At 57.0% G+C, this 12,778-nt stretch carries 11 protein-coding genes and 1 pseudogene; 6 read left to right on the plus strand and 6 right to left on the minus strand.

Features of this window, described 5'->3' with window-relative positions:
• Window positions 1–1,346: DUF5112 domain-containing protein (locus BQ7483_RS05210; protein ID WP_407657204.1), on the minus strand; the 1,346-nt coding region annotated here is incomplete at its 3' end.
• Window positions 1,347–1,592: 246 nt separating this feature from the next.
• Between BQ7483_RS05210 and BQ7483_RS05215 the strand changes: the two genes are divergently transcribed.
• Window positions 1,593–2,531 carry a ribose-phosphate pyrophosphokinase gene (locus BQ7483_RS05215; RefSeq protein WP_072545127.1) on the plus strand — a complete coding sequence of 313 codons (939 nt, stop codon included), beginning with the start codon at window positions 1,593–1,595 and terminating at the stop codon, window positions 2,529–2,531.
• Between the two features lie 92 nt (window positions 2,532–2,623).
• On the opposite strand, the gene BQ7483_RS05220 is transcribed toward BQ7483_RS05215, so the two are convergent.
• The 5 genes and pseudogenes from BQ7483_RS05220 to BQ7483_RS05235 form a co-directional block, all read right to left on the minus strand.
• Window positions 2,624–3,763, minus strand: a complete 1,140-nt coding sequence (locus tag BQ7483_RS05220) for a phosphatidylinositol-4-phosphate 5-kinase (RefSeq protein ID WP_407657207.1) — start codon at window positions 3,761–3,763, stop codon at window positions 2,624–2,626.
• A 114-nt stretch (window positions 3,764–3,877) separates the two neighbouring features.
• Window positions 3,878–5,167, minus strand: coding sequence for a M16 family metallopeptidase (locus BQ7483_RS05225; protein ID WP_072545129.1), 1,290 nt, complete (start codon window positions 5,165–5,167; stop codon window positions 3,878–3,880).
• Window positions 5,164–5,922 (minus strand): 3-deoxy-manno-octulosonate cytidylyltransferase, encoded by a 759-nt coding sequence (kdsB, locus tag BQ7483_RS05230; protein WP_205096261.1) that lies wholly within the window; start codon window positions 5,920–5,922, stop codon window positions 5,164–5,166. Before kdsB ends, BQ7483_RS05225 begins: the two co-directional genes overlap by 4 nt.
• 51 nt (window positions 5,923–5,973) lie before the next feature.
• Window positions 5,974–6,321: pseudogene (locus BQ7483_RS17980) on the minus strand (2-amino-4-hydroxy-6-hydroxymethyldihydropteridine diphosphokinase); the annotation flags it as partial.
• Window positions 6,322–6,330: 9 nt separating this feature from the next.
• Window positions 6,331–8,661 (minus strand): transglycosylase domain-containing protein, encoded by a 2,331-nt coding sequence (locus tag BQ7483_RS05235; RefSeq protein WP_072545131.1) that lies wholly within the window; start codon window positions 8,659–8,661, stop codon window positions 6,331–6,333.
• Between the two features lie 719 nt (window positions 8,662–9,380).
• Between BQ7483_RS05235 and pyrB the strand changes: the two genes are divergently transcribed.
• The 5 genes from pyrB (at window position 9,381) to BQ7483_RS05260 (ending at window position 12,761) form a co-directional block, all read left to right on the plus strand.
• A complete protein-coding gene (pyrB, locus tag BQ7483_RS05240; RefSeq protein ID WP_072545132.1) occupies window positions 9,381–10,316 on the plus strand; it encodes an aspartate carbamoyltransferase in 936 nt (311 codons plus the stop codon).
• A gap of 97 nt (window positions 10,317–10,413) precedes the next feature.
• Complete coding sequence (pyrI, locus tag BQ7483_RS05245) at window positions 10,414–10,872, plus strand: aspartate carbamoyltransferase regulatory subunit (RefSeq protein ID WP_022020337.1); 459 nt, start codon at window positions 10,414–10,416, stop codon at window positions 10,870–10,872.
• Window positions 10,873–10,878: 6 nt separating this feature from the next.
• Window positions 10,879–11,259, plus strand: coding sequence for a four helix bundle protein (locus BQ7483_RS05250; RefSeq protein WP_021848139.1), 381 nt, complete (start codon window positions 10,879–10,881; stop codon window positions 11,257–11,259).
• 89 nt (window positions 11,260–11,348) lie between these two features.
• Entirely contained in the window at window positions 11,349–11,918 is a 570-nt protein-coding gene (locus BQ7483_RS05255) for a flavin reductase family protein (RefSeq protein ID WP_072545133.1), read from the plus strand.
• 42 nt (window positions 11,919–11,960) lie between these two features.
• Window positions 11,961–12,761 carry a porin family protein gene (locus BQ7483_RS05260; RefSeq protein WP_072545134.1) on the plus strand — a complete coding sequence of 267 codons (801 nt, stop codon included), beginning with the start codon at window positions 11,961–11,963 and terminating at the stop codon, window positions 12,759–12,761.
• Window positions 12,762–12,778 lie beyond the last annotated feature (17 nt).

Below are 12,778 nucleotides of genomic sequence, written 5' to 3' on the forward strand. Positions count from 1 at the left end.
AAGAACACCAGCACCGCCACGATGCCCGCCACCACGGCCAGCGACCATCGGTTCAGCACGTACATGCCCCGCTCCAAGGCCTCGTAGCGGCTCTCCAGCTCCTTGTCCTGACGGGTGTCTTCGAGGATGTCGAGGTATATGTTGCGGTTGTAGTCGGAGCGCTCCTTCATGCCCAGGCCTGCATACGACACACTGAGCTGGTCGCGGATGCGCGATATCCATTCGGGGGGAGTCTTCAGCTGGCCGGCCATCCATTGGGCTTCCACGGCAGGGGCGTTGCGATGGTCGTACATCTTCAGCAGGTCGAGGGTGTCCTCGCACTGGTAGTAGTGGCGGTGGTGAGCATTCACCGCATCCAGAGCCACCCGAAGCGTGTCGAGCGCCTCTCCATAGCGGCCGTGCTCGTTCAGGTAGCGGCTGATTTCGACGTAGGTACCCACCGTCTGATACACATCCTTATATTGGGCGAACTTCTGCAAGGCCTCCTGTCCCAAGCGCAGGGGGAGCAACGTGTCGGCCGACATGCCCAGCAGGTCGAGGGCATGCCGGCGATGTTCGCGAAAGTAGTCGTAATCTTCGGCCGACGCCATCAGCCCGGCCAGGCCTTGCAGACAGCTGCCTTCGAAATAGGGGAAATCTTTCCGCAAGGCTACCCGCCACGTGGTGAAGAGCTCGTCGAAGTCGCGCAGCTTCTGCGCCTCGTCCCCTTGTCCCTCCACCAGTGAAGCCGCTCCGCGGACGTAGTGGGCATAGAGCCATTGGGCGGTGTCGGCCATCCCTTCGTCGGACACCTGGCGGATGTTTTCCAACGCCTCGGGGCGTTGTTGCAGATAGTAATAGTAGACGGCGGACACGATATAGAATTCCGAACGGGCATAAGCAAGCCGCCTCCGCTCGTGACCCTCGGCAAAGAGGTCCTCGTCTTCGGCAATGCGGCTCATACGCCGCAGGGCGCTGTTGCGGTAGTCGTAGAATTCCTTGTTCATGGCCGTCCGCTGGTAGACCCTCATCAAGCCTACATCGGCCACCAGCAGCTCCAGTTCGTTCTTCGTCAGCTCGTAGACGGAGCGGTACAAGGCTTCGGCCTCCTTGAAATCCATCTCCATGAAGGCGCAGAAGGCCAGGTTGTTGCAGGCTTCTGCCCTGCCCGAACGATAAAAACGCGCCTCCTCGAAGGCACGACGGGCCGCCACACGCGACGAGTCGAGGTCGCGATAGCGCCAGGCATAGGCCTCCCCGTTGAGCGAGTCTACCCGCCCCACTTCGCCCGAAGGCGCCAGGCCCTCACACGAAGCCAGTGCCAGCCATACGCACCACGCGCAGGCACAGACGAGCTTGAATGCCACACATTTCACTGTTCTCATGCTAACAAAGCTACGAATAAATCAGTAAAAAACAGACGTTCGCCCCCAAGAAAAAACGTTTATTATCATTCGGACGGAAAGGCGCCCGTTTTCCGAGGAGAAAAAGAGGGCTTTTCCTGCTTTCCATCCCCTCCGTCTTATTTTTATACAATAAGTCTTGGCGAAATCAGCAAGAAATGCCTACCTTTGCTGAAGTTTAATAAATAGGTAACATCTATTACAATAACAATGAGCGAAAAAGCACCCTTTTTGGTATTCTCAGGAACAAATTCGAGATACCTTGCAGAGAAAATCTGCGCAAGCCTGAATTGCCCGCTGGGAAAAATGAACATCACCCACTTTGCCGACGGTGAGTTCGCCGTGTCTTACGAAGAATCCATCCGCGGAGCAAATGTCTTCCTGGTTCAATCCACTTTCCCCAACTCTGACAACCTGATGGAGCTGCTGCTGATGATTGACGCCGCCAAGCGCGCATCGGCCAAGACCATCAATGCCGTTGTGCCCTACTTCGGCTGGGCCCGTCAGGACAGAAAAGACAAACCGCGTGTATCCATCGGCGCCAAGCTGGTGGCCGACCTGCTCTCTGTAGCCGGCATCGACCGTCTGATTACGATGGACCTGCACGCCGACCAGATCCAAGGTTTCTTCAACATCCCTGTAGACCACCTCTATGCATCGGCCGTATTCCTGCCCTACATCCAGTCACTCAACTTGGAAGACCTGGTTATCGCCACGCCCGACGTAGGCGGTTCCAAGCGTGCCAGCACATTCTCCAAGTATCTGGGTGTGCCCCTGGTACTCTGCAACAAGTCGCGCGAGAAAGCCAACGAAGTGGCTTCCATGCAGATCATCGGCGATGTGAAGGACAAGAACGTAGTACTCGTTGACGACATCGTAGACACCGCCGGTACCATCACCAAGGCTGCCGACATCATGCTGGCCGCAGGTGCCAAGTCGGTACGTGCCATCGCCAGCCATTGCGTCATGTCCGACCCTGCCTCTTTCCGCGTGCAAGAGTCCGGCCTGACTGAAATGGTGTTCACCGACAGTATCCCCTACTCCAAGAAGTGTGCCAAGGTAAAACAGCTGAGCATTGCCGACATGTTTGCCGAGACCATCAAGCGTGTAGTGAACAACGAATCCATCAGCTCGCAATATCTGATTTAAGCCGAAAGGCCTGGAAACAAACAGAAAAGGGAGTGCATCCGACGCGATGCACTCCCTTCTTTATTTCTTGCACGAGAACGTGTCCCAGCCTCTCAGTTGCTGGACACGATACGCCCCATCTTATAGGTCACCTTGCGGATTTCCTTGCCGAACTTGTCCTTCTCCACAAAGGAGCCGTCCTTCTTGCCTTGCTTGAAGAAGCCCTCGAAAGTGTTTCCGTCCTTGTCGGTCTGTATGCCGCTGCCTTCTTCCAATCCGTCTACAAAACCGCCTGTATAGCGGGTGCCGTTGGCCTGCACCAGCGTACCGCGGCCGTCGAACTTATTGTGCTTCCATTCGCCGTCGTACGAATCGCCCGCACTCCACTTGTACACGCCCTTGCCGTTGCGTTCGTTGTCTTTCCACTCGCCCTCGTAGACGGCGCCGTTGGCCCACGTGAAGGTACCCTTACCCTCCTGCATGCCATTCTTGAAACCGCCCACATACTTGTCGCCGTTGGCATGGTAGTAGATGCCTTCGCCCGTGCGTTCGCCCTGCACGTAGGATCCTTCGTAGCGGTCGCCCGTGTGGAAGAAGTAAATGCCCTGGCCGTGCTGCATGTCGTCGCGCCATCCGCCCACGTACTTGTCGCCGTTGGCATATTCGAACGTACCCTGGCCGCTACGGAAGTCGTCCTTCCACTCGCCTTCGTACTTGCTTCCGTCGTTCCACACCAGCTTGCCTTTGCCGTTCTTCTTGTCGTTCTTCCACGAACCCGTGTAGCTCGAACCGTTCTTCCACGTATAGGTGCCCTGGCCTTCGCGCTTGTCGTTCACCCAGTTGCCCACGTAGACGTCGCCGTTGTAGTAGTACATCGTGCCTTCGCCATGCTGGTAGTCCTGATACCACAAGCCGTCGTAGCGGTTGTTGTTTACAAAGTAGTAGACGCCCTGCCCGTGCTGCTGGTCCTGAAACCACTGGCCTTCGTAGCGTTCGCCGTCTGAAAAGGTGTAGACGCCATATCCCTGACGCTTGCCTTTCACATATTCGCCTTCGTAGGTATCACCGTTCTTGAAGACCGTCTTGCCTTTTCCATTGGGCTTGCGACCCTTCATTTCGCCTGTGTAGACCGCCCCATCCTTGAAGGTATAGGTTCCAATGCGGACCTCCGAGGAGAAGACGTTCTTCACCTTGTCCAGAAAGCCTCCGTTCTCCTGTGCGGAAACGGCGGGGCTCTGACAAAGACAGGCCATCGCAAATGCTATATAGATGTATCTTGCTTTCATTGTCTGCTCGTATTTCTCTTTTCACTTTAAGTGACAAATTTACAATTTATCCGCCAAAGAGGGGGAATGCCCCATGGCTTTTTAGGACATTTTTTTACCCGACACCACTTCTTTTAAATTCTCTTTGCACAAGTATTCCTGCGCCAGACGGCGGAGTTCTTCGGGGGTCACGCCGCTGATGGCGGCCTGTACCTCGTCGAAATAGGTGTCGGGCAGGTGCGACGTGTGGAGGAAAATCCAGGCGTCGGACAGGGAGAAGGCCGACTCATAGCTGCGGCAGATGTCGCCCATCATGTAGTTCTTCACCATCTGAAGTTCGTCCAGAGGCACCAGCTCGTGTTGCAGGCGGTCTATTTCGTGGTAGACTTCGGCCACGAGCGGCTCCACATACTCGTTGGCCGTCTCGGCGGAGATGGCCAGCAGGCTGTCGTCGGGATAGGAAGCGAGGCCGGCAGAGATGCCATAGGTGTAACCCTTGTCCTCGCGGATGTTGGACATGAGGCGGCTGCCAAAGTATCCGCCCAGCAGGGTGACCAGCACACGAAGCTTCGCAAAGTCGGGGTGGTGGCGGCTGATGGTGACAAGTCCCATGCGCACGGCGCTCTGCAAGGCATCGGGACGCTCGATGAAGAGGCGTTTGTCCGAGGTGGTGCAGGGCTCGAAAGAGGCGCGCGAGGGACGTTGCAGGCCCTCGCCGAAAGGCTCCGCTCCGAAGCAGGCCTCCAGCCGGCGCAGACATTCGTCGGTCACCTTGCCCGAGACGTAGACGGAGCAGCCGGCCGCATGATAGTGGCGGCGGTAGAAGTAGTGCAGCAGTTCGGGAGTGATGCGCCCGTAGTCGGCCTCACAAGCCACGCGTCCGCAGGGATGGGCGTCGCCGTAGAGGGCACTCACCAGCCCCCGATGGGCCAGAAAGTCGACCTTCTGCTGGTTTACCTTGAACTGCTGGACGTTGTTGGCCACCACCGTCGCCAGTTCGGCTTCGGGGAAGGCAGGTTCCTTCACGAGGCTCTCGAGCACGTCGAGCGTCTGGGGCAGGTACTTGTTGAGCGAATAGAGGGTAACGAAGGCATGCTCGGCAGCACTCGAGAGGTCGAGCCACGCGCCATAATAGTCGAGCTTCTCGGCTATCTGGGCGGCGGTATAGCGGCGGGTGCCTTCGCGCAACATGCGGTTGGCGAAGAGGGCCTGGAGGGGATATTGCTGGTGCCAGCGTCCGCCTTCGATGAGGACGTCGACACGCACCACCTCGTTGTCGCCCGCATGGAGCACACTGAGGGGCACACCGTTGGGCCACACCACCCGCTCGGGGCGGCGCACGGCCATGGGGCCGGGCTTGCGTATAGGGGGCTGTTGGGTACGGTCGGTCATCGGGCGGCGTGTGTTTTCAGGAATTCTTCCGCACGCGCCAGGTCCTGCGGCGTGTCGATGCCGATGGTCTCAACGTCGGTGGTGCCCACCTTGATGCGATAGCCGTTCTCCAGCCAGCGGAGCTGTTCGAGCGACTCGGCCAGCTCGAGGGACGACTGGGGCAAGGAGGTTATCTGACGAAGCACGTCGACGCGGTAGGCATAGAGGCCGATGTGCTTGTAGTAGACGTGGTTCTTGAGCCAGTCGTGCTTGTCGGCATTGCGCTGGTAAGGGATGATGGAGCGGCTGAAGTAGAGGGCGTTGTGGTTCTTGTCCACCACCACCTTGGGCGAGTTGACGTTCTCCAGCGCCTCGAAGCCATTGTCGGGCGTAAAGGGTTTCACCAGCGTGGCTATCTGCGTGGCTTCGTCGTCGAAGCAAGCCTTCAGGGCTTCGAGCTGGGAGGGCTGGATGAAGGGTTCGTCGCCCTGTATGTTCACCACCACGTCGTAGCCGGCGCCCACCTTGGTGCACGCTTCGTAGCAGCGGTCGGTGCCGCTCTTGTGGTGGACGGAGGTCATCACCACCTGCCCGCCGAAGGCGCGCACGGCCTCGGCGATGCGTTCGTCGTCGGTAGCCACCCAGGCGTCGTCCAGCACGCCTGCCACCTGTTCGTACACCCGTTGTATCACGGTCTTGCCGCCCAGCATGGCCAAAGGTTTGGCGGGGAAACGCGTGGAAGCGTAACGGGCGGGTATGATTCCTATAAATTTCAAAGCTTCGTTTTTCATTTTCAATTCTCCGTTTTCCATTTTCAATTCTTCCATGCCCTGGCGGACGTAGCCGCGCTCCATGTCGGCCGGCTTGAGCACGCGGCCGTCGCACGACAGGAGGTCGAGGTCGAGGCGCACGATCTCGCGGGGCTTGTCCTGGGGCAGGCGGCCGGCTTCGCGTTCGATGGTCTTCAGGCGCGAGCGCACCTCGTCGGCACAGAGGCCGGAGTGGAAGCACGCCACCTGGTTGGAGAAGCGGCACGGGCGGTGCAGGCAGAGGGGGTCCGTCTCGCGTTCGGCCGAGAAGCGGATGTCCGCAAAGAGCTGCGCCAGCCGTCGGCGGGCCAGGGCCATGTTCTCGACCCGACGTTCGTTGCTGCCTATACTGATGAGGTATTCCATCGCGGCGCGTCAGTTGAAGAGGTCGTCCAGCCCCATGTCGGGTGTGGGTTCCTCCACCTCCTCGTACACCTCGCCGTTGTCGGCACAGGGGTCGTAGTCCTCGGGCAGCTGGAAGGTCTCAGTCTCGTCGTAGCCCAAGGTCTTGTCGGCATAGACCTTGTTCATGTATTTCGTCCAGATGGGCAGGGCCATGGAGGCTCCCTGTCCGTGGAGCATGGTGTCGAAGTGGATGTCGCGGTCTTCGCCGCCCACCCAGCAGCCCGATACGAGCGAGGGGGTGAAGCCCATGAACCAGCCGTCGGCGTTGTAGTTGGTGGTACCCGTCTTGCCGCCCATGTCGGCCTTGACGCCCAGACGGCGCACACGGCCGCCGGTACCTTCGTTGATGACGGCACGCAGCATGACGAGCATCTTGTAGGCGCTGGAGGTGCTGATGACTTCGTTCATCTCGGGCGAGAAGGTGGCCAGCACGTTGCCCTCGTTGTCCTCGATGCGGGTCACGAGCAGCGGAGCCACGCGGATGCCGCGGTTGGGGAAGGCGGTGTAGGCGCTCACCATCTCGGCGACGGATATCTCACAGGGGCCGAGGCAGAGCGACACGCTGGGCACGATTTCGCGGTTGCGCACGCCGAAGGTCTGCACCAGGCGCTTCAGTTCGTAGGGGTTGAGCTTGCTCATGAGGTAGGCAGTAATCCAGTTGTCGGAGTTGGCCAGGCCCCACTTCAGGGTCACCATCTCGCCGATGCGCTTGTTGTTGGCGTTGCGGGGCGTCCAGGGGATGCCGTTCTCGTCGAGCAGGGTGTAGGACACGTGGCGTGCCTCGTCGCAGGGCGAGAAGCCGTTCTCCATGGCCAGGGCGTAGACGTAGGGCTTCATGGTCGAACCAATCTGACGGCGGCCCACCATGGCCATGTCGTACTGGAAGTAGTGGTAGTTGGGACCGCCCACATAGGCCAGCACGTGTCCGTTGCGGGGGTTCATCGACAGGAAGCCGGCGCGCAGGAAGTGCTTGTAGTAGCGGATGGAGTCGAGCGGCGTGAGCACGGTGTCCACTTCGCCCGCCCAGCTGAAGACCGACATCTCCTGCGGGGTGTTGAAGGCCTTCATGATTTCCTTCTCCGAAGCGCCGCCCTTCTTCATCAGGCGGTAGCGGTCGGTCTGGCGGATGTTGCGCAACAGGATTTCATCGACCTGCTCCTGCGTCAGCCGGAAGCTGTAGGGAGCCTTCTTGCGGCCTTTCTTCTCCTTGAAGAAGTAGCCCTGCAACTCCTTGAGGTGCTCGGTCACGGCCTCCTCGGCATACTGCTGCATGCGCGAGTCGATGGTGGTGTATATCTTCAGTCCGTCGGTATAGAGGTTGTACTTCTTGCCGTCTTTCTTGGTGTTCTTCTCGCACCAGCCGTAGAGGGGGTTCGTCTCCCAGTCGAGCGAGTCTTCGTAGAACTTCTGCATCTGCCAGCCGCGGTAGTCGGACTTGTCGGGCTTCTTGGCCGTCAGCACCGTGCGCAGGTATTCGCGGAAGTAGGGCGCGGGGCCTTCCTTGTGGTCCACGCGGTTGTACTTCAGCTTCAGGGGCAGGGCCTGCAGGGAGTCGCACTGCGCCTGGGTCAGGTAGCCGGCCTTGCGCATCTGGTCGAGCACCACGTTGCGGCGTCCGCGGGTGCGCTCGTTGCGGCGCACGGGGTTGAAGAGCGAAGGGTTCTTGCACATGCCCACCAGCGTGGCGGCCTCTTCCACCTTGAGGTCCTTGGGGTCGCAGTTGAAGTAGGTGTAGGCGGCGGTCTTCACGCCCACGGCGTTGTTCAGGAAGTCGAACTTGTTGAGGTACATCGTCAGGATTTCCTCCTTCGTGTAGTAGCGCTCCAGCTTGACGGCGATGACCCACTCGATGGGCTTCTGGAAGAGTCGCTCCAGCGTACTCTCCGCACTGGGCGAATAGAGCTGCTTGGACAGCTGCTGGGTGATGGTACTGCCGCCGCCGGCGTTCTTCTGGAAGAGGAGGCCGCGCTTCACCACGGCACGGAACAGGGCCTTGACGTCAATGCCCGAATGCTCGGCGAAGCGGACGTCTTCCGTGGCGATGAGGGCGTTGATGATGTGGGGCGACAGGTCCTGATAGCCCACGTAGACGCGGTTTTCCTTGCTGTACGAATAGGTGCCCAGCGTCTTTCCGTCGGCCGAAAAGACCTGTGTGGCAAACTTGTAGTTAGGGTTCTCTAGGTCTTCGACGGGCGGCATGTAGCCTATCCAGCCTTTCGAGATGGAGGTGAACACCAGCACGCATGCCAGCAGCATGACGGCCAGCAGTATCCAGAGGGTTATGATGACTTTCTTTATCATGTTCAGCGTTTCGTTTTTACTTTGATTTAATAACATGCAAAGATACAACTTCCGGCGCAATTACACAAGAGGAAGCATCACTTTTCGGCGGCTTTTCAAGGCCGGAAACGCACGTCTGTCCGGCAGCCCTTCTGATAAACACTTTTTAACTTACACAATTACAAATTACAATTACAGTTAGACGAAAGTGAGTTTCGGCATCGTTCAGATTAAATAGTATATTATAATTTTATTATATTATATATTATATATATATTTTAATTATATATATAATATATAATATAATAAATATATATAAGGAGCATAGGAGAAGCACGCAAAAAAACGATATTGACCTAACTGTAATTGTAATTTGTAATTGCGTAAGTTAACGAATGTGAAAATCTATGGCTATAAAAACTGAGCAGCCAGGCACCGACCGATAACCGCAAACAGCTACAACAGCTAAAGGAAACACCGCCCCCGCCCGCGCGAAAAGCATCGCTTTCCCAACTGGAAAGCAATGCATTAGTTTTATTAACACAAAACGCCCGACCGGTTAACAGATTTTCAGACTTTATTGACACCCCATTTTTGGCGCTTCGGCGGGAGATGCCTACCTTTGTAGGGACGGGAGGAAAAATGGCGGCGGAAGGAAAAAAAACGGGGCACAGACTTCCAACTACCGCAGTTTTTGCCTACCTTTACACTCTCGAAGATTAACAAGAAACAACAACAATATGGAAAACAGAAGTTTAGTGACCATCGCCGAGCACAGCAAGGAAAAAATCCTCTACATGCTGGAAATGGCAAAGCAGTTTGAAGAACGTCCCAACCGCCACCTGCTGGACGGAAAGGTCGTGGCAACCTTATTTTTCGAACCCTCGACGCGCACACGCCTCAGCTTCGAGACGGCGGCCAACCGCCTGGGCGCACGCGTCATCGGCTTCAGCGACCCCAAGGCTACCAGCTCGTCGAAGGGCGAGACGCTGAAGGATACCATCAAGATGGTGAGCAACTATGCCGACATCATCGTGATGCGCCACTACCTGGAGGGAGCCGCCCGCTATGCCAGCGAGGTGACCGACGTGCCCATCGTCAACGCCGGCGACGGCGCCAACCAGCACCCCTCGCAGACGATGCTCGACCTCTACTCCATCTACAAGACGCAGGGCACGCTGGAGAACCTGAACATCTTCCTCGTAGGCGACCTGAAATACGGACGTACCGTACACTCGCTCCTGATGGCCATGCGCCACTTCAACCCCACCTTCCACTTCATCGCCCCTGACGAACTGAAGATGCCCGAAGAGTATAAGATATACTGCCGCGAGCACGGCATCCGCTACGTGGAGCACACGGACTTCACCGAGGAGACCATCGCCAAGGCGGACATCCTGTACATGACGCGCGTGCAGCGCGAACGCTTCACCGACCTGATGGAGTACGAGCGCGTGAAGAACGTCTACATCCTGCGCCGCAAGATGCTGGAGTACACCCGCCCCAACCTGCGCATCCTGCACCCCCTGCCGCGCGTGAACGAGATTGCCTACGACGTGGACGAAAGTCCCAAGGCCTACTACTTCCAGCAGGCTCAGAACGGCCTCTACGCCCGCGAAGCCATCCTCTGCGACGTGCTGGGCATCACGCTGGAGGAAGTGAAAATGGAAAGTTGAAAATGGAAAATGATTCGCCAATTTTTTAACTTTTAATTTTCAACTTTCAATTAGCTAAAATTCTCAATTCTCAATTTTCAATTTTCAATTAAAAGAAATGAACGACAAGAAAGAATTGCAGGTAGCCGCGCTGGAGAACGGCACCGTCATCGACCATATCCCCTCCGAAAAACTGTTTACCGTGGTGTCGCTGCTGGGCCTGGAGCACATGAACAACAACATCACCATCGGCTTCAACCTCAACAGCAAGAAGCTGGGCAAGAAGGGCATCATCAAGATTGCCGACAAGTTCTTCTGCGACGACGAAATCAACCGCATCGCCGTCGTGGCACCCAACGTGAAGCTGAACATCATCCGCAACTACGAGGTGGTGGAGAAGCGCGAACTGGTGTTGCCCGACGAGCTGCGCGGCATCGTGAAATGTGCCAACCCCAAGTGCATCACTAACAACGAGCCCATGCCCACCCGCTTCCACGTCATCGACAAGGAACGCTGCGTCATCAAGTGCCACTATTGCGAGAAGGAGCAGACGAGGGAGGAAATCGAAATCATTTAATTGAAAATGGAGAGCGAAAACCATATCTTGAAGTTCAACACCATTGAGGTAAAGAGCTATGATTTCGCCATCCGCATTGTCAATCTTCACAAATATCTGAACCGACAGAAAGAGATTCATTCCTTGTCCAATCAGATGCTTCGAAGCGGCACCGCTATCGGAGCGCTGATTCAAGAAGCCGTTCATGCACAGAGCAAGGCCGATTTTCTGAACAAGATGAATGTCTCGCTGAAAGAGGCAAACGAAACCATGTATTGGATACGCTTGTTGCACAGCACCCATTACTTGAAAGACAACGAATTCGCCTCCATTCATAAAGATTGCGAAGAAATCGTCAAACTATTGGCAAGCATCGTAAAAACGACCAAGGCCAGTCTGAACAGATAATTTTTCAATTTTCAATTCTCAATTTCCAATAAAACAATGTTCAAAACAGATAATTTTCAATTCTCAATTTTCAATTTTCAATTAAATAAATGAAAGAAGACTGGAAACCCGGCACCCTCATCTACCCCCTGCCCGCCGTCCTGGTGAGCTGCGGCAGCACGCCCGAGGAATACAACATCCTGACCGTGGCGTGGACGGGCACCCTGTGCACCAACCCGCCCATGTGCTACATCTCCATCCGCCCCGAACGCCACTCCTACGACATCATCCGCCGCAACATGGAGTTCGTCATCAACCTCACCACAAAGGACATGGCACGCGCCACCGACTGGTGCGGCGTGCGTTCGGGTCGCGACTACAACAAGTTCAAGGAGATGCATCTGACGCCCGGACGGTGCACCGTGGTGCGGGCGCCGCTCATCGAAGAGTCGCCCCTCTGCATCGAGTGCCGCGTCAAGGAAATCGTGTCGCTGGGCTCGCACGACATGTTCATCGCCGACGTGGTGAACGTACGCGCCGAGAACAACCACCTCAACCCCGAGACGGGCAAGCTGGAACTGGCCGAAACCAACCCGCTGGTCTACGTCCACGGCGGCTACTACGAACTGGGCCCCAAGATAGGCAAGTTCGGCTGGAGCGTGGAAAAGAAGAAATCCTGAAGACACTCACCCCATCATTGAAAAGACGAAAAAGAGAACGCCATGAAACGAAAGCCTGTCCTCCTGCTGCTGGCAGCCCTGCTCACCGCCTCCCTGGCCTGGGGACAAGCCCCCGCCGCGTCCGAGGCCCACAACGTCCTGCCCCAGCCGCAGAAGAAGGAAAGCACGCACCAGAGGAACCCCGACAACGCCCCCGTCAACTTCGGCATCAAGGGCGGCTTCACCGCCTCGCTCTTCCTCGTGTCCGACCTCAGCATCAACGGCCAGCGCATTGAGCAGGTGCAGAACAACTACCAGATAGGCTACTTCGCGTCGCTCTTCATGCGCATCAACTTCGAGCGCCACTTCATCCAGCCCGAAGTGTCGTACAACATCAACCGCTGCAACATCACCTTCACCAAGCCCCTGGCCGCTGATGCCGCCGAAGGCACCGTGCCCGAACCGGCCGGCATCACCTCGACCATCCACAGCATCGACGTCCCCGTCATCTACGGCTACAACCTCATCAAGGAAGGCCCCTACAGTCTGGCCGTCTTCGGCGGGCCCAAGCTGCGCTACCTGTGGGCACACAAGAGCAAGACCACCTTCGACAACTTCAACCTGGACGACATCCGCGAGGAACTCTTCCCCTTCAACGTCAACCTGACGGTGGGCGCGGCGGTCACCATCTCGCGCGTGTTCTTCGACTTCCGCTACGACATCGGGCTGCACAACATCTCGAAGCGCATCTCGTATGCCCTGCCCGACCTTCCCCCCTCGCCCGACGGCGAGAAGCCCGACAGCGAAATACGCTTCCACCGACGCGACAACGTGCTGAGCTTTTCGTTCGGCGTGTTTTTTTGAGACAGAATGTAACGTAT

The sequence above is a fragment of the Mediterranea massiliensis genome (assembly GCF_900128475.1).
Classification (GTDB): domain Bacteria; phylum Bacteroidota; class Bacteroidia; order Bacteroidales; family Bacteroidaceae; genus Bacteroides; species Bacteroides massiliensis_E.